Origin of the sequence: Vibrio cyclitrophicus, from assembly GCF_024347435.1 — a bacterium.
Taxonomy (GTDB): domain Bacteria; phylum Pseudomonadota; class Gammaproteobacteria; order Enterobacterales; family Vibrionaceae; genus Vibrio; species Vibrio cyclitrophicus.
In genome coordinates this window covers 2,982,520-3,001,281 of sequence record NZ_AP025480.1, presented here as the reverse complement: position 1 = coordinate 3,001,281, position 18,762 = coordinate 2,982,520, and the positions used below count along the sequence as shown (strand labels likewise).

The window sequence follows — 18,762 nt, the reverse complement described above, 5'->3', positions numbered from 1 at the left end:
TGTCCACACAGATTGATTAGGTTTAGAAAAGTTAAGAGACGATATTGGGTCTGTAGCTCAGCTGGTTAGAGCGCTCGCCTGATAAGCGGGAGGTCGGTGGTTCAAGTCCACTCAGACCCACCAATATCGACCTAGATGGGGCTATAGCTCAGCTGGGAGAGCGCCTGCCTTGCACGCAGGAGGTCTGCGGTTCGATCCCGCATAGCTCCACCATCTTTAAGTATTCTCTTAAGAGAGTCTTTAAAAATGGTTCATTTTATTGAATCAAGCTCTTTAACAATTTGGAAAGCTGACTGATTGATTACTTACGAGTAATTCAATCAAATTTAAAAGTTCTCAATGTTTATCTTTCATTAGATAAACACAACAAACACATTCAAGTGTCTTGTATTCGAATCAATGTTTACATTGATTCACAATTGAGTCCGGCAAACAGTTATCAAGAATTAACCCTTCTTGATGACAACCAAAACCTTGGTTAGTTGCCATACGCTAAGACCCTTTCGGGTTGTATGGTTAAGTGACTAAGCGTACACGGTGGATGCCTTGGCAGTCAGAGGCGATGAAAGGCGTAATAACTTGCGATAAGCCCAGATTAGGTAGTAATAACCTTTTGAGTCTGGGATTCCTGAATGGGGAAACCCACTTACATAAGTAAGTATCCTGTTGTGAATACATAGCAACAGGAGGCAAACCGGGGGAACTGAAACATCTAAGTACCCCGAGGAAGAGAAATCAACCGAGATTCCGAAAGTAGCGGCGAGCGAAATTGGATTAGCCCTTAAGCTTTTAATGATGCAGGTGAAGAGTCTGGAAAGTCTCGCAACAAAGGGTGATAGCCCCGTAACCGACACATCATAATCAGTGAAAACGAGTAGGGCGGGACACGTGATATCCTGTCTGAATATGGGGGGACCATCCTCCAAGGCTAAATACTACTGACTGACCGATAGTGAACCAGTACCGTGAGGGAAAGGCGAAAAGAACCCCTGTGAGGGGAGTGAAATAGAACCTGAAACCGTGTACGTACAAGCAGTAGGAGCACCTTCGTGGTGTGACTGCGTACCTTTTGTATAATGGGTCAGCGACTTAATTTTAGTAGCAAGGTTAACCGTTTAGGGGAGCCGTAGGGAAACCGAGTCTTAACTGGGCGTACAGTTGCTAGGATTAGACCCGAAACCAGGTGATCTAGCCATGGGCAGGTTGAAGGTTGAGTAACATCAACTGGAGGACCGAACCGACTAATGTTGAAAAATTAGCGGATGACTTGTGGCTAGGGGTGAAAGGCCAATCAAACCTGGAGATAGCTGGTTCTCCCCGAAAGCTATTTAGGTAGCGCCTCGGACGAATACTACTGGGGGTAGAGCACTGTTAAGGCTAGGGGGTCATCCCGACTTACCAACCCTTTGCAAACTCCGAATACCAGTAAGTACTATCCGGGAGACACACGGCGGGTGCTAACGTCCGTCGTGGAGAGGGAAACAACCCAGACCGCCAGCTAAGGTCCCAAAGTATAGCTAAGTGGGAAACGATGTGGGAAGGCTCAGACAGCCAGGATGTTGGCTTAGAAGCAGCCATCATTTAAAGAAAGCGTAATAGCTCACTGGTCGAGTCGGCCTGCGCGGAAGATGTAACGGGGCTAAGCTATACACCGAAGCTGCGGCTACGTACCTTAGGGTATGTGGGGTAGGGGAGCGTTCTGTAAGCCGTTGAAGGTGGTCTGTAAGGGCTGCTGGAGGTATCAGAAGTGCGAATGCTGACATGAGTAACGATAAAGGGAGTGAAAAACTCCCTCGCCGGAAGACCAAGGGTTCCTGTCCAACGTTAATCGGGGCAGGGTAAGTCGACTCCTAAGGCGAGGCCGAAAGGCGTAGTCGATGGGAAACGGGTTAATATTCCCGTACTTCTTACAATTGCGATGGGGGGACGGAGAAGGCTAGGTGGGCCTGGCGACGGTTGTCCAGGTTCAAGTATGTAGGCGGGTGGTTTAGGTAAATCCGGACCGCTACTAACGCTGAGATACGATGTCGAGCTACTACGGTAGTGAAGTCATTGATGCCATGCTTCCAGGAAAAGCCTCTAAGCTTCAGATTGTAAGGAATCGTACCCCAAACCGACACAGGTGGTCGGGTAGAGAATACCAAGGCGCTTGAGAGAACTCGGGTGAAGGAACTAGGCAAAATGGTACCGTAACTTCGGGAGAAGGTACGCTCTTATCAGTGAAGTCCCTTGCGGATGGAGCAGACGAGAGTCGCAGATACCAGGTGGCTGCAACTGTTTATTAAAAACACAGCACTGTGCAAAATCGTAAGATGACGTATACGGTGTGACGCCTGCCCGGTGCCGGAAGGTTAATTGATGGGGTTAGACTTCGGTCGAAGCTCTTGATCGAAGCCCCGGTAAACGGCGGCCGTAACTATAACGGTCCTAAGGTAGCGAAATTCCTTGTCGGGTAAGTTCCGACCTGCACGAATGGCGTAATGATGGCCACGCTGTCTCCACCCGAGACTCAGTGAAATTGAAATCGCTGTGAAGATGCAGTGTACCCGCGGCTAGACGGAAAGACCCCGTGAACCTTTACTACAGCTTGGCACTGAACATTGAACCTACATGTGTAGGATAGGTGGGAGACTATGAAATTGCGTCGCTAGATGTGATGGAGTCGTCCTTGAAATACCACCCTTGTAGTTTTGATGTTCTAACGTTGGTCCCTGAATCGGGATTACGGACAGTGCCTGGTGGGTAGTTTGACTGGGGCGGTCTCCTCCCAAAGAGTAACGGAGGAGCACGAAGGTGGGCTAAACACGGTTGGACATCGTGTGGTTAGTGCAATGGCATAAGCCCGCTTGACTGCGAGAATGACAATTCGAGCAGGTGCGAAAGCAGGTCATAGTGATCCGGTGGTTCTGAATGGAAGGGCCATCGCTCAACGGATAAAAGGTACTCCGGGGATAACAGGCTGATACCGCCCAAGAGTTCATATCGACGGCGGTGTTTGGCACCTCGATGTCGGCTCATCACATCCTGGGGCTGAAGTCGGTCCCAAGGGTATGGCTGTTCGCCATTTAAAGTGGTACGCGAGCTGGGTTTAGAACGTCGTGAGACAGTTCGGTCCCTATCTGCCGTGGGCGTTGGAAAATTGAAAGGGGCTGCTCCTAGTACGAGAGGACCGGAGTGGACGAACCTCTGGTGTTCGGGTTGTCATGCCAATGGCATTGCCCGGTAGCTAAGTTCGGAATCGATAACCGCTGAAAGCATCTAAGCGGGAAGCGAGCCTTGAGATGAGTTTTCCCTGGCACTATAAGTGTCCTAAAGGGTTGTCGTAGACTACGACGTTGATAGGCAGGGTGTGTAAGTGCTGCGAGGCATTGAGCTAACCTGTACTAATTGCCCGTGAGGCTTAACCATACAACACCCAAGGGGTTTTGTGGACTCAATAGAAAGACAGACCTTGAATGCGTTTGAAGAGACATAACTTTTAGATTAGCTTTCCGAATTTTAAAATTTGCTTGGCGACCATAGCATTGTGGACCCACCTGATTCCATGCCGAACTCAGAAGTGAAACACAATAGCGCCGATGGTAGTGTGGGGCTTCCCCATGTGAGAGTAGGACATCGCCAGGCTTTAAATTAAATCTTTAGGTTGACCGACCTGGGGATATGAACACTCACTTAGTGAGTTGACCACTGCGGAGTGGTAGTTCAGTTGGTTAGAATACCGGCCTGTCACGCCGGGGGTCGCGGGTTCGAGTCCCGTCCACTCCGCCACTTATTCGATAACCTCGCCTAGTGCGAGGTTTTTTCGAATCTGAAGTAGTGAAAGTTTTAGGGGTGTAGCTCCAATTGGCAGAGCAGCGGATTCCAAATCCGCGTGTTGGGAGTTCGAATCTCTCCACCCCTGCCATATAAGAAGCCTCAGCAGAAATGCTGGGGCTTTTTTACGTCTGTTGCTTCTATGAAGCAATGTTGGGAGAACTAGGCGTCTCCCAAGGCTCGCTAGCCCGGTCGAATCTCCGGAGTGCCAGCTCAGTCGCCCCTTTCCATAGCTAGCGTATCCGGTAGAAATGCTATAGCCTTTTTCTTTTTGTTACTTTAGTTATTCCTATCCACTCGTACCTCTGGAAAGCTATTTGTTGTAACCTTCCGTTTTTAGACTTAGTTGAAAAATAGAGTCTTTCTGCTCAACACTCATTTAATACCGCAGCTTCCGATAATGGCTAAAGTTACTGCTGTTAGGCTCTTAGTCTCATTACTTTTGTTTCAAGATTAAATAGTAAACCCTATCCAATTTATACTTATACAACTGAAGACCGATTTGGTGGGGATGCCCAATAGTGCCAAAGGTGAACGAGTTCTTTGCATGACTTGTCCCTAGTAAGAACTAGAATAGAGCTAAGATCGTTGTTTCACGAGTCTTCTACATAGTTATTAAATTTCTTTTGCCTTCCTTGGGTCTCAGCTCGATCTAGAATTTAGTCCACATAGATGCTTTTGAGTGTGGAATATTTGACGTGTCCAATTTCTAGAGGATACAAAAAAGGCCACCTAAATTAGGCAGCCTAGTTTAATATTATGAGATGTTAATCTAGCTCTTTCTCTGCTTGCTTTGCTTTTTCGATCATAGGAGTAATTGTCGAGCCTTGTACTAAAATCGAGAATACAACTACCGCATAGGTCATAACGAGGATAACTTCTTTTACATCGATGAGCTTCTCTTCAATTACCCAAATGCCAGAAGGTATAGAAAGTGCCATAGCGAGAGCTAAGCCGCCACGTAAACCACCCCAAGTTAGAATTTTTATAGACCATGGGTTATAAGTTCTAAAGCGCTTAAACCCGATATAAGACAAGAAGACACTTAGGTAGCGAGCGCTTAGTACTAGAGGAACGGCGAACGCCATTAAGATCCAGTCTTCTTGGTGGAATTTGAATAGCAACATTGACATACCGATTAGTAAAAACAATACACCATTTAAAAACTCGTCTATTAGCTCCCAGAAATGGTCTAAGTGGTCTTCACTCTCTTTTGAGAATCCGATAAAGCGTGTCCAGTTACCAATCATGATACCTGATACCACCATTGCCAATGGTCCCGATACATGTAGAACTTCAGCAAAGGCATAACCAGCAGTTGGGATACCGATAGTTAATAGTAACTCCATCGAGTGGTCATCTGTATTGCTAATTAAGTAGTGGAATACGAGGCCTAAAGCAAAACCGTAGACAATTCCGCCAATCGCTTCTTGGACAAAAAGCATAGTTACACTGCAGACTGTTGGCGCTTCTGTACCAAATGCGATAGTAAATAGGGTTACGAAGATAACTAAACCAAAACCATCGTTAAATAGAGACTCTCCCTCGATTTGAGTAGAGATTCGTCTTGGCGCATCGAGTTTCTTTACGATGGCTAACACGGCAATTGGATCGGTCGGGGAGATTAGAGAGCCAAAGAGTAAGCAGTAAATTAGATCAAATTGAATACCGATGAACTGACAGAACCCATAGAGCACAAAACCAATAAAGAATGTTGAAAATAGCGTTGCCCCTAATGCGAGTACTGTTATTTCCCACTTTTGGTCTTTTAGGTTTGGTAATTTAATTCCCAACCCGCCTGCAAATAGTAAGAACCCTAATATCCCTTTTAGAAGGAAATCTTCAAAATTGATACTGGCAACGGTCTCTGAGGCAATGTCTGCCAATTGGAACCAATTATTTTGTCCCGCAATGATAATCAATAGAGATAGCATCATTGAACCAGCTGTGATGGCGATGGTTGTCTGCATCTTACCAATTTTGGTATTCACGAAAGCAATAAGCATGGCAGCAGCGGACAAGAAGCATAAGGTGTAATAGACCGACATTGGTATTCCAACATGTAACAAAGTATGAATATGAATTTTCGTTGTCTCATGCTCAAATAGCAAACATTTTTTTGTCATGACTCGGTAATCAATTTCCTTTTTTAGACGTCTAGACTCCTTTTTAATGTGTGATAGGATGGAGGGATAATTAAAGGAATGAGGTTGTACTGTGGGAAGTAATGTAAGGCAAAAGATTGAAGCTCTGTTGAAGCAACGAATTTTACTGATCGATGGTGGCATGGGCACTATGATTCAGGACTATAAATTGGAAGAGCAAGACTACCGCGGTGAACGTTTTGCTAATTGGCATAGTGACTTAAAGGGCAACAATGACCTTTTAGTTCTTACACAGCCCAAGCTTATCAAAGATATCCATACTGAATATTTGGAAGCTGGGGCTGATATCCTCGAAACCAATACCTTTAATGCAACAACCATTGCTATGGCCGACTATGATATGGAAAGCCTTAGCGAAGAAATTAACTTTGCTGCTGCCAAGCTAGCTCGTGAAGCTGCTGATGAGTGGACAGCAAAGACTCCGGATAAACCTCGCTTTGTGGCAGGGGTGTTAGGTCCAACAAACCGAACGTGTTCTATATCCCCAGATGTTAATGATCCAGGCTACCGTAATGTTAGCTTTGATGAGCTTGTTGAAGCTTACTCCGAATCGACACGAGCACTTATTAAAGGCGGCTCAGATCTTATTCTTATCGAGACTATCTTCGACACGTTAAATGCAAAAGCATGTTCTTTTGCTGTTGAATCGGTTTTTGAAGAAGTTGGTATTAAATTGCCAGTCATGATCTCAGGCACCATAACTGATGCATCAGGCCGTACGCTTTCAGGACAGACTACTGAGGCATTCTATAACGCCCTTCGTCATGTTAAACCTATTTCGTTTGGATTGAACTGTGCACTCGGGCCAGATGAACTGCGAGAGTACGTTGGTGAGATGTCCCGTATCTCAGAAAGCTATGTTTCTGCTCACCCTAACGCCGGTTTACCTAATGCGTTTGGCGAGTATGACCTTTCTCCCGAAGATATGGCTGAACATGTTAAGGAATGGGCTGAAAGTGGCTTCTTAAACTTAATTGGTGGCTGTTGTGGTACGACACCAGAACATATTCGCCAGATGGCCGAGGCTGTTGACGGTGTAATGCCGCGCCAATTACCCGATTTGCCAGTCTCTTGCCGTCTTTCGGGGTTAGAGCCGTTGACGATCGCCAAAGAATCTCTGTTTGTGAACGTAGGTGAGCGTACTAACGTTACCGGCTCAGCTCGATTTAAGCGCCTGATTAAAGAAGAGCTTTACGATGAAGCGTTGAGTGTTGCTCGAGAGCAAGTAGAAAACGGTGCACAAATCATTGATATCAACATGGATGAAGGGATGCTAGACGCTGAGGCGTGCATGGTTAAATTCCTTAATCTATGTGCATCTGAGCCAGAGATCTCGAAAGTGCCAGTCATGGTCGACTCTTCAAAATGGGAAGTTATTGAAGCGGGTCTGAAATGTATTCAGGGTAAAGGCATCGTTAACTCTATCTCATTGAAGGAAGGGAAAGAGAAGTTTGTCGAGCAAGCTAAATTAGTTCGTCGTTATGGTGCCGCAGTCATTGTGATGGCCTTCGATGAAGTCGGCCAAGCCGATACTCGAGAGCGTAAAGTTGAGATCTGTACCAATGCCTACAACATTCTTGTTGATGAAGTCGGTTTCCCACCTGAAGATATTATTTTCGATCCGAACATTTTTGCAGTTGCGACGGGCATTGACGAGCATAACAATTATGCGGTTGATTTTATTGAAGCAGTAGGAGATATCAAACGCGATCTTCCTCATGCAATGATCTCTGGTGGTGTATCGAATGTTTCGTTCTCGTTCCGCGGTAATAACTACGTTCGTGAGGCAATCCACGCAGTATTCCTATACCACTGTTTCAAAAATGGTATGGATATGGGTATCGTAAATGCCGGGCAGTTAGAGATTTACGATAACGTGCCTGAAGATTTACGTGAAGCGGTTGAAGATGTAGTACTTAACCGTCGTGATGATTCGACAGAACGTTTGCTTGATATGGCAACCGAGTACCTAGAGCGAGCCGTTGGTAAAGTTGAAGATAAGTCAGCTCTAGAATGGCGAACTTGGCCAGTAGAAAAGCGCTTAGAACACTCTTTAGTGAAAGGTATTACCGATTTTATTGTTGAAGATACCGAAGAAGCTCGCGTTAATGCCTCTCGCCCTATTGAGGTGATTGAAGGCCCATTAATGGATGGTATGAACGTGGTTGGTGATCTGTTTGGTGAAGGTAAAATGTTCCTTCCTCAAGTAGTGAAATCTGCCCGTGTTATGAAGCAGGCGGTAGCACATCTAGAACCATTTATTAATGCAACTAAAGATGTTGGTGCGACTAACGGAAAAATCTTACTGGCGACCGTAAAAGGCGATGTTCACGATATTGGCAAAAACATTGTGGGCGTTGTCTTGCAGTGTAATAACTACGAAATTATCGATTTAGGCGTGATGGTTTCATGTGAAAAAATCCTTAAGGTCGCTAAAGAAGAGAATGTCGACATTATTGGTTTGTCGGGTCTGATTACCCCTTCTCTTGATGAAATGGTACATGTTGCCAAAGAGATGGAGAGACAAGGCTTTAAGCTGCCTCTTCTTATTGGCGGAGCAACGACATCTAAAGCACACACTGCGGTTAAGATTGAGCAGAACTACTCTGAGCCAGTTGTTTATGTCAATAACGCATCTCGCGCTGTAGGCGTTTGTACTTCATTACTCTCTGATGAATTGAAACCTGCTTTCGTTGAGAGGTTGAACATCGATTATGATCGAGTTAGAGACCAACACAATCGTAAAAAACCTCGTACCAAGCCCGTCACACTTGAGAAAGCTCGTGCCAATAAAGTTGCTATCGATTGGGATGCCTACACTCCCCCTGCGCCCGCTAAGCCGGGAGTACATATTTTCAGTGATTTTGATGTAGCGACTTTGCGTCAGTACATCGACTGGACTCCGTTCTTTATGACATGGTCATTAGTTGGTAAGTACCCAGCAATCCTTGATCACGAAGAGGTGGGGGATGAAGCTAAACGACTATTCAAAGATGCCAACGATTTGTTGGATCGCGTAGAGAAAGAGAAGTTACTTGAAGCTCGTGGTATGTGTGCCATGTTCCCTGCGAACAGTGTGGGTGATGATATCGAGGTGTATACCGATGAATCCCGTACAGAAGTGCTGAAGGTTCTGCATAATCTTCGCCAGCAAACCGAGAAGCCAAAAGGTTTTAACTACTGCTTGTCAGATTACATTGCTCCAAAAGGCAGCGGTAAAGCTGACTGGATTGGTGGCTTTGCGGTTACTGGCGGTATTGGTGAGCGAGAGCTTGCTGATGAATATAAAGCTAATGGTGATGACTACAATGCGATCATGATTCAGGCGGTTGCGGACCGTTTGGCTGAAGCGTTTGCAGAATATTTACACAAAGAAGTGAGAAAGGACATTTGGGGTTACTCGCCTGATGAGGATTTGTCTAACGACGATTTGATTCGAGAGAAGTACCAAGGTATTCGTCCAGCTCCGGGTTACCCTGCTTGCCCAGAACATACAGAGAAAGGCACATTGTGGGAGTTGATGGACGTTGAAAAAGCCATCGACATGTCACTAACCACGAGTTACGCAATGTGGCCAGGTGCCTCAGTGTCGGGTATGTACTTCTCTCATCCTGATTCGCGATATTTTGCGATTGCACAGATTCAACAGGATCAAGTAGAAAGCTATGCTGATCGTAAGGGCTGGGATATGTTGGAAGCTGAGAAGTGGTTAGGTCCAAACATTAACTAGTTTGAATCTATGACGAGCTTTGGTTCGTAAAGTAAAAAAGAGAAAGGGTTGCTCAAGAGCAACCCTTTTTGTATCTGGGGTTTGGTTAATTAAAACCAATTAATTAACCATCGCCTTATTCAAATAACTCTTGGTGAAGTTTTTGGATCGCCAACTTAGAAACAGATGCATCTAGCAAGAAGCATAAGTTGTGTGGGCTTGCTCCGTAACAAATCATACGTAGATTGAAATCTTCCAGAGTGCCAAACACCTGCTTTGCATAGCCTTTATTTTCACTCATGTTGTTGCCAATAAGCGCAACAAGGCATAGGTCGTGTTCAATATCTACAGAACACAACTCTTCAAGCTCCAGTCGAGCAGCTTCTGGTAACTCAGGAGCGCCACCTGATGTGTCTGTTTGATCGAGAGTCAGTGAGACACTGATCTCTGAAGTCGTGATGAGATCGACTGAGATCTTATGTTTAGCAAGGATCTCGAATACCTTCGCCAAAAAGCCGTAAGCATGGAACATGTTTGCACTGCGAAGTGTAACCATCGTTTGGTTGCAACGAAGAGCAAGTGCTCTGAATAATGGTGAGCTTTCAACTTCTTGGCGAATCCAAGTTCCACCTAACTCTGGTGCTTTAGAAGAGCCGACAAATACCGGGATTTGGTGGCGCAATGCAGGTACTAGAGTTGAAGGGTGCAGTATCTTCGCACCAAAGTTTGCCATTTCCGATGCTTCGCTAAAACTGATCTCTGGAATAGGAGATGCTTTCGGTGCGATGCGTGGATCTGTCGTGTAAATACCCGGAACATCTGTCCAGATTTCCAACCCCATTGCCTGTACTGATTCGGCGATCAGCGCGGCGGAATAATCGCTGCCACCACGGCCTAAAGTCGTGGTGTTACCTTCGCTATCTGCACCGATAAAACCTTGAGTAACCACAACTTGCTGTTGGCAAAGTGGTATAAGCTTCTCTTTTGCTAGGGCTGAAATATCTTCAAGTTGTGGTTCTGCTTTACCAAAATCACCATTAGTGCGCATCACTTCTCTGATATCAAAACGAACGGCTGGTGTACCTCGTTCACGAATAATCTGAGCCAAAATGTGTGTCGACATCAGCTCACCACATGCGACAAGGTGATCTGTCAATTTAGTGCTGGCTTGAAATGATGCAGCTTCTGCGGCGCTCGCAATATCATCGAGAATACAATGTACGTCTTTTTCGATACTGATTGGATCAGCTAGCTGATCGAGAATTGCGTTATGAATGTCAGTCAGTTGCGTCATCAAATCCTGACGACGAGCTTTGTCTTGAACCCCATTCGCGAGTTCAACGAGTAGGTTGGTAACGCCAGAGCATGCACTGCTCACGACCAGTTTCGTATTCGAGTTATTTTCAATAATAGCAGCACAACGGCTCATTGCTTCAAAGTTGGCAACACTTGTTCCACCAAACTTAGCGACATTAAAAGAACCAGCTACATTAGATGCACTCACGATATATCTCCCACGACTTCCTAAAATAAAATTACGGTTGGGTAATCCAACGTCCGATGTTTTTCGAAGAGAGTATTTAGAGCAAAAAGAGAGGAATTATTAGAATAGTAACCTCAGAAGCTCCTCACCATATAGAAATGGCGACAGTTGCCGGGATTCAGCCCGCTCAACCGATAATAAAGGTCCTGCATCCTTTTATTATCTCGGCACTGCTCCCCCTTAATGTTTTGTATTGGAAATGCGGTTCCACAAAACATCTGCCTGGGCAGTGCTCCTCTTCTGCTAGATAGCCATTTCATTGAACGTGTTTGCGGTAACAATGTCAATCCGTAACTGGAGATATTTAAAAAATAATTTTAACAATTATGTGACAGTGGTGTGACCTCAATACTTATGGCTAATTGCTGAGGTAATCAATTTGCTTTAGGGTGGATTGTTCACAACATTAACGTAAGGGATGTACATGTCTAATTTAACACTCACTACTGCTATTGATAGCTTTTATCCACCGCACCGAACGTTAATGGGACCGGGTCCTTCAGACATTTCGCCTCAAGTCTTACAGGCCTTAAGCCGCCCAACCATTGGTCACCTCGACCCGTTATTTATCGCGATGATGGATGAGCTGAAACAACTCCTTAAGTATGCATTTCAAACAGAGAATGAATTTACGATTGCTGTCTCTGCTCCAGGCAGTGCAGGCATGGAAACCTGTTTTGTTAACTTGATTGAGCCTGGCGAGAAGGTGATTGTTTGTCGCAACGGTGTCTTCGGTGAGCGTATGCGAGAAAATGTGGTTCGCTGTGGTGGTGAAGCGATCCTTGTAGATGATGAGTGGGGCAAGCCCGTTTCCGTTGAAAAGGTCGAAAAGGCATTGGCAGAAAACCCTGATGCAGTTGCTGTCGCATTTGTGCATGCAGAGACGTCTACTGGCGCGTTATCGGATGCTCAAGTTATCTCAGCTATCGCTCGTCAGTTTGATGCGTTAACGATTGTTGATGCAGTAACGTCTCTAGGTGGCGTGCCATTACTAGTTGATGAGTGGCAGCTTGATGCGGTTTATTCGGGTAGCCAAAAGTGTCTGTCTTGTGTGCCAGGGCTATCTCCGGTGACCTTCTCTCAACGTGCTGTTGATAAAATGAAAGCCCGCCAAGCTCCCGTACAAAGCTGGTTCTTGGATCAAAGTTTAGTTTTAGGTTACTGGAGTGGAGAAGGCAAACGTAGCTATCATCATACTGCACCTGTGAATAGCCTCTATGCTCTGCATGAGTCACTGGTATTGTTGAAAAATGAAGGTCTGGATAATGCTTGGTCGCGTCACTATGCGATGCACCAAGAACTGAAAGCTGGCGTAGAAGCTTTGGGGTTAAAATTTGTGGTTGACGAAGAGAGTCGCCTACCTCAATTGAATGCGCTTTACTTCCCTGAAGGGATTGATGAATCCAAAATAAGAACGCAGTTGTTAGAAGAGTATAATCTTGAAATCGGTGCAGGCCTTGGTTCTTTGGCAGGAAAGGCTTGGCGTATTGGTTTAATGGGTTATGGCGCTCGTAAAGAGAACGTCGCATTGTGCTTAAAAGCACTAAAAGATGTATTAGAATAATTAACCGTAAAATTCGAAAAAAAAAGCGCACGAGAGATCGTGCGCTTTTTTTGTGCCTAACTTAAGCCTCCAAAGTCTACCGCTTTAGCTGCATCAATATCACTTGGCAGAAGATACGTTGTTCTCAGCGGCTGAAATTTTCTTATACTGAACTTTTGAAAAATCTCTATTTGGAAATAAGAAGCTTGCTTCGCTCCGAATTTGTTCTGCTTTGCTGTGATCGCCTAAACCCTGATACGCGAGGATTAGGTTACTGTAAAACGCGGGTCTTGGTTTACTCTTTATTATTTCCAAAGACCAATCAACATAAGGCTGAATAAGGCTCGGATCAGCTTTGTAGAGCCCAATGTTGAGATACGTGCTGTACACATCCCAATCATAGCGATCTTTCCATACTACGGGATTCGTAACTTGCTTAAGAATATCTGGGTTCTTCGGCTTAGATTGTTCAAATTGAGTCAGCACATAATTGGTATGCAGCGCGCTCAACATATAGAAGCTCACCAAGATCGGAATCACTAAGCTCGACACTCTAAAGAGGGTTTTACTGACGATACTAAACGACTGTTGATAGTGCCGAGAAGAGCGTTGATCAACCCAGTAAATCAAAATGATAAAGGTGATCCAGTGAATCGCAGAGTGATAAAATGGATACTCGAGCTGAGAATGCAAGAGTATGGGTATAAATAGCGTGAGCAGTGCTAGACGAGTTCCTTTAGCCGAACTGGCTATACGTGACATCACCAGCACCGCAGCAATCAAGATACCGATGATTGGTACTATCCCGCCCTCAACTCCCCAAAAAAGAAACTCATTGTGAGGGTGATCCATGGATGGAAGGCCGGGGTGATAATTCGAGTTAAGTTGATGCTGGCGAGCCGTATATAAGGTGTATTCAGGTTCAAACTTCCCGTAACCATAACCTGTAAATGGCTTTTCTATCATCATGTCTAACGCTTGTGGAAAGGTATAGGCTCTTGGGCTTTCTAAATTGGTTCTTTTGCTCGCGAGACTATCCGTTGTGCTCAGGTTAATAACCGTAAACGCAACAGCGATACCGACTACTACTGATGTGCACCATCCGTAAAATCGCTTCTTAGTCGAGAATTTGTATAGGTAAGGCAGAATGCATATCAACCCTATTACCGCTGCCAACCAACCCGTTCGTGATGCAATAATAATTAATAGAGGTACGGTTAAGGTTGGAGTTAAATAAAGTAAAATCGACTCGCTAATCTTGTGGTTATATTTCGCGGGTTGTCTCGCAAGAAGATAAGCAGAAAGCACAAAGCCAGTGGCTAGGAAGCTGGCCATAACATTGGGTTGTTGGAAGATCCCGTAAGGTCGATTAGCAGCAGTGTTGTAGCCAAATGGGTTTCCTGGCTCTAAGGCAAAATATTGTACATAACCAAACAACGCTTGAATGACGACAGCGAGTACAATGAACCACAATATACGTTGCTTGTGTTTATTGCTGAATTTAAATTGCTGGAGGACGACGAATAACGCAAAGCCTGCCCACAATCCAAGCAAACGCCCTGATGCCCCTTGAGGTGATGCGTTGCTGTAAAGGATGGGTAGTGTAAGTATGATGCAGCTAACCAGTAAACCAACGGTTAGCTTGGAATATTTGAGCACTCGGTTAGTCGCTAGCTGATAAAAGCCAATCGCTAACGTAAAGCTTAGTGCTAACCAAGTCATAGGGTTAAAGGATAAAGCTAGGCCAGAGCCCCCAGGATTAGGCATGAAAAAATGCATAGCTAATAAGAATACGACAGCTAAAGAAGCGAGAAAGGCTTTATTGAGTGGTAGCTGAGTTATCTGATTTTCTAGCTGGGTACCGCTAGTATGTATTGTTGCCATAAATCCCTAACCTTATAAAAACAGAGCTTGTTCCTTTTGAAACAAGCTCTGTTACTTTAACATTTTTCTGTCTGCCCGCAGGGAGCTATTTTACACCTACTTCAAATTTAACATAGGCTTAAGGAAGCGAGCAGTGTGTGAACCTTCGACTAACGCCACATCTTCAGGTGTACCCTCTGCAACAATCTCACCACCACCTTGACCACCTTCAGGGCCTAAATCTAGTATCCAATCTGCGGTTTTGACGACATCTAGGTTGTGTTCAATCACAACAACCGTATTTCCGTGATCACGCAGCCGGTGTAGAACCGTGAGTAGCTGCTGAATATCATGGAAATGAAGGCCAGTAGTTGGTTCATCTAGAATGTATAAGGTTTTTCCTGTATCTCGTTTAGATAGTTCACGTGCAAGTTTGACACGTTGTGCTTCACCGCCGGATAAGGTTGTTGCTGCTTGCCCAAGACGGATGTAAGAAAGACCAACATCCATTAAGGTTTGTAGCTTACGAGCAATCACAGGAACAGGGTTAAAGAATTCGCGCGCATCTTCCACTGTCATCTCTAGAACTTCGTCAATGGTTTTGCCTTTGTATCGAACTTCTAAAGTTTCACGGTTATAGCGTTTGCCCTTACACACATCACATGGCACATACACATCGGGTAAAAAGTGCATCTCTACTTTGATCACACCGTCTCCCTGACACGCTTCACAGCGACCACCACGAACGTTAAAACTGAATCGACCTGGTTTATAGCCACGAGATCGCGACTCTTGTGTACCCGCAAATAACTCACGGATCGGAGTAAAGATCCCAGTATAAGTAGCAGGGTTTGATCTTGGTGTACGACCGATAGGGCTCTGATCAATATCAATCACCTTATCAAAATGTTCTAGCCCTTTGATCTTCTTATGCGGCGCAGCTACGGCTGTCGTCGCACCATTGAGTTGGGTATGAGCGATCTTAAAAAAGGTATCGTTGATTAGCGTAGATTTACCGGAACCTGATACGCCTGTGATACAGCTAAACAAACCGACTGGAATGGTTGCCGTGATATTTTTGAGGTTATTACCTGTCGCCCCGACTATCTCAACGACCTTCTTTCTGTCGATAGGTGTTCTTTCTGTTGGTATAGCAATTTCTTTTACACCGCTCAGATATTGCCCAGTTAATGATTCTGGGTTATCGAGAATATCTTGCATTGTCCCTTCAGCAACCACATGACCGCCGTGAACCCCGGCACCTGGACCGATATCAATAACATGGTCAGCGCAGCGAATCGCATCTTCATCATGCTCAACGACAAGTACGGTATTGCCTAAGTCTCTTAGGTGAACCAAAGTTTGAAGTAGGCGTTCATTATCGCGCTGGTGGAGACCAATCGATGGTTCATCGAGTACGTACATAACACCAACCAAGCCTGCGCCTATTTGGCTTGCTAAGCGGATCCGTTGTGCTTCTCCGCCAGATAACGTTTCTGCACTGCGTGATAGGTTGAGATAATTCAAACCGACATTAACTAAGAAATGCAGTCGGTCATTGATCTCTTTCATCACTTTATCTGCGATTTGTCCACGTTGACCGTCTAGCTTCAATTCTTGGAAAAATTGCAGTGCATCGGCAATGCTGAGCTCAACGATTTCAGGCAGTGTGGTGTCACCAATAAAGACGTTTCTTGCTTCTAATCTCAAACGAGTGCCGTTACAGCTAGAACAAGATTTTGTCGAAATATATTTAGCTAAGTCTTCACGCACAGCGCTTGACTCGGTGTCGTGATAACGACGTTCTAAAGTGTTGAGAATACCTTCAAATGGATGACGCTTAACTCGAATGTCACCACGATCATTGATGTATTTGAATTCTACTTCTGTGCGGCCAGAGCCTTTCAGGATGATCTCTTGAGTTTTCTTTGGCAGAGAATTAAATGGAGAATAAAGATCAAAACCATAATGCTCTGATAGTGACGTCAACATTTGGAAATAGTAATAGTTCTTTTGATCCCAACCTTTAATTGCGCCTTCAGCAATGCTCAAATTGTCATCCAAAATAACCCGACTTGGATCGAAATATTGCTGAACACCAAGGCCATCACAAGTACCACAAGCGCCTGCCGGATTGTTGAATGAAAATAGACGAGGCTCAAGCTCCTGCATGCTGTAACCACATTTCGGGCAAGCGAAATTTGCAGAGAACACAATCTCTTCTTGTTCTGTTTCATCCATCCAACCGACAACTGCAATGCCACCAGAAAGCTCTAATGTCGTTTCGAAGGATTCAGCAAGTCGTTGCTGAAGATCAGGACGAACCTTGAACCTATCAACGACGACTTCTATGGTGTGCTTTTTATGCAACTCGAGGGTTGGCGGATCGGATAAGTCACAGGTTTCCCCATCAATTCGAGCGCGGATAAAACCTTGAGCGGCTAAATTCTCAAGTGTTTTAACGTGCTCACCTTTGCGCTCTTTGACGATGGGGGCCATTAGCATCATCTTCGAGCCTTCAGGCAGTTCTAACACCTTATCGACCATTTGACTGATGGTTTGTGCAGCCAAAGGAGTATTGTGATCTGGGCAGCGTGGTTCACCTACTCGTGCGTAGAGCAGTCTTAAGTAATCATAAACCTCGGTGATTGTACCCACGGTTGAGCGGGGGTTGTGAGAGGTTGACTTTTGTTCTATTGAGATAGCAGGAGACAAACCTTCAATGTGGTCAACATCAGGCTTTTCCATAAGGGATAGAAATTGACGAGCATAAGCTGACAAAGACTCAACATAGCGACGCTGCCCCTCGGCATAAAGGGTATCAAACGCAAGTGACGACTTTCCTGAACCAGATAATCCTGTGATAACAATGAGCTTATCTCGGGGAATGGTTAGGTTGACGTCTTTGAGGTTATGCGTGCGAGCGCCTCTAATTTCTATTTTATCCATCTCAATAGACCATGTAATTTTAAGTGGGTAAAGTATTACATAGAGTGAGATTTGTGCAAAGTTTTACTGGATAAAAAAACAGTAAACAAAAAAAGGGTGACGCTTTCGAGTCACCCTTTAAATCATTTATTACGCGACTAACTCATCGCTACGTATCATTAGTTAGTATGCCAAAACTAGCGATTAAGCCTCTTTTGTTGTTGAGTGCTTACCTAGTTCGATTTGTTGCTGGTCTTTTTTGTATAGGTTTTCAAAGCAGTAATTTGTTGCTTCGATATAGCCTTCTACACTACCGCAATCAAAGCGTTGGCCTTTAAATTTGTATGCTAATACACAGCCTGCTTTGGCTTGTTTTAACAATGCATCGGTAATCTGGATTTCGCCACCTTTACCTGGTTCAGTCTGCTCGATAAGTTCAAAGATGTCTGGAGTCAGAATGTAACGGCCAATGATCGCTAGATTACTTGGTGCAGTACCTGGTTCTGGTTTCTCAACCATGTCGTCAACACGGAAAAGATCATCTTTAATCATTTCACCAGAGATAACACCGTATTTGTGCGTTTCGTTTTCTGGCACTTCTTGAACAGCAACGATTGAACAACGGAACTGTTTGTACAGTGCAACCATTTGAGCCAACACACCTTGTTGTTCGTTCACACAAAGGTCATCAGCAAGCACGACTGCAAACGGTTCATCACCCACAAGCTCGCGGCCAGTCAAGATAGCATGACCTAGACCTTTCATTTCACGTTGGCGAATGTAAGTGAAGTTTGCCGCTTCAATTGTTTCACGGATATTGATCAACAAGTCTTCTTTATTCGTGCCGCTGATCTGATGTTCGAGTTCGTAGTTTTTATCGAAGTGATCCATCAGAGAATGCTTACCACGACCGGTAACAATACACATACCGTCCATACCAGCTTCGATAGCTTCTTCAACACCGTATTCAATTAGAGGCTTGTTTACAACAGGCATCATCTCTTTAGGCATTGACTTAGTTGCAGGTAAGAAGCGTGTACCGTAGCCAGCTGCCGGGAAAAGGCACTTTTTGATCATGATAAGACCCTTTATCTATAATAATTATTGATTCAACCTGAGTGGCTGATATTTCTGAGGGCAACTCTAGCATAAGTTATGTCGAAAATTCAGCAACAATACGTATGGTTTACTAGAGTTT

General features: G+C 44.8%; 7 protein-coding genes, 4 tRNA genes, 2 rRNA genes and 1 riboswitch. Of the genes, 8 read left to right on the top strand and 5 right to left on the bottom strand.

Annotated elements, in window-relative coordinates; genetic code table 11:
- The first annotated feature begins 46 nt into the window (after positions 1–46).
- The 6 genes from OCW38_RS13140 to OCW38_RS13115 all read left to right on the top strand — a co-directional run bounded on the left by OCW38_RS13140 (position 47) and on the right by OCW38_RS13115 (position 3,904).
- A tRNA-Ile gene (locus tag OCW38_RS13140) sits at positions 47–123 on the top strand.
- Between the two features lie 14 nt (positions 124–137).
- Positions 138–213 (top strand) — tRNA-Ala (locus OCW38_RS13135).
- 301 nt (positions 214–514) lie between these two features.
- A 23S ribosomal RNA gene (locus tag OCW38_RS13130) occupies positions 515–3,408 on the top strand.
- A gap of 100 nt (positions 3,409–3,508) precedes the next feature.
- Positions 3,509–3,624, top strand: a 5S ribosomal RNA gene (gene rrf, locus OCW38_RS13125).
- 67 nt (positions 3,625–3,691) lie between these two features.
- Positions 3,692–3,768, top strand: a tRNA-Asp gene (locus OCW38_RS13120).
- Between the two features lie 59 nt (positions 3,769–3,827).
- Positions 3,828–3,904: transfer RNA gene (locus OCW38_RS13115), tRNA-Trp, on the top strand.
- A 676-nt stretch (positions 3,905–4,580) separates the two neighbouring features.
- Here the strand turns inward: OCW38_RS13115 and OCW38_RS13110 are convergent.
- Positions 4,581–5,861: a cation:proton antiporter gene (locus tag OCW38_RS13110; protein ID WP_261894378.1), complete on the bottom strand. Its 1,281-nt coding sequence runs from the start codon at positions 5,859–5,861 to the stop codon at positions 4,581–4,583.
- 169 nt (positions 5,862–6,030) lie between these two features.
- On the opposite strand from OCW38_RS13110, the gene metH reads away from it, so the two are divergent.
- Complete coding sequence (gene metH / locus OCW38_RS13105) at positions 6,031–9,708, top strand: methionine synthase (protein ID WP_261894376.1); 3,678 nt, start codon at positions 6,031–6,033, stop codon at positions 9,706–9,708.
- Positions 9,709–9,823: 115 nt separating this feature from the next.
- On the opposite strand, the gene lysC is transcribed toward metH, so the two are convergent.
- Positions 9,824–11,191 (bottom strand): lysine-sensitive aspartokinase 3, encoded by a 1,368-nt coding sequence (lysC, locus tag OCW38_RS13100; protein WP_010434311.1) that lies wholly within the window; start codon positions 11,189–11,191, stop codon positions 9,824–9,826.
- 109 nt (positions 11,192–11,300) lie between these two features.
- A riboswitch (Lysine riboswitch) is annotated at positions 11,301–11,478 on the bottom strand.
- A 176-nt stretch (positions 11,479–11,654) separates the two neighbouring features.
- On the opposite strand from lysC, the gene OCW38_RS13095 reads away from it, so the two are divergent.
- Positions 11,655–12,794, top strand: a complete 1,140-nt coding sequence (locus OCW38_RS13095) for a pyridoxal-phosphate-dependent aminotransferase family protein (RefSeq protein ID WP_261894373.1) — start codon at positions 11,655–11,657, stop codon at positions 12,792–12,794.
- A gap of 99 nt (positions 12,795–12,893) precedes the next feature.
- Here the strand turns inward: OCW38_RS13095 and OCW38_RS13090 are convergent, their stop codons facing one another.
- The 3 genes from OCW38_RS13090 to galU form a co-directional block, all read right to left on the bottom strand.
- Entirely contained in the window at positions 12,894–14,657 is a 1,764-nt protein-coding gene (locus OCW38_RS13090) for a PglL family O-oligosaccharyltransferase (RefSeq protein WP_261894371.1), read from the bottom strand.
- A 96-nt stretch (positions 14,658–14,753) separates the two neighbouring features.
- Positions 14,754–17,585, bottom strand: a complete 2,832-nt coding sequence (gene uvrA, locus OCW38_RS13085; protein WP_050612918.1) for an excinuclease ABC subunit UvrA — start codon at positions 17,583–17,585, stop codon at positions 14,754–14,756.
- Between the two features lie 183 nt (positions 17,586–17,768).
- A complete protein-coding gene (gene galU, locus OCW38_RS13080) occupies positions 17,769–18,641 on the bottom strand; it encodes a UTP--glucose-1-phosphate uridylyltransferase GalU (protein ID WP_004735975.1) in 873 nt (290 codons plus the stop codon).
- Positions 18,642–18,762 lie beyond the last annotated feature (121 nt).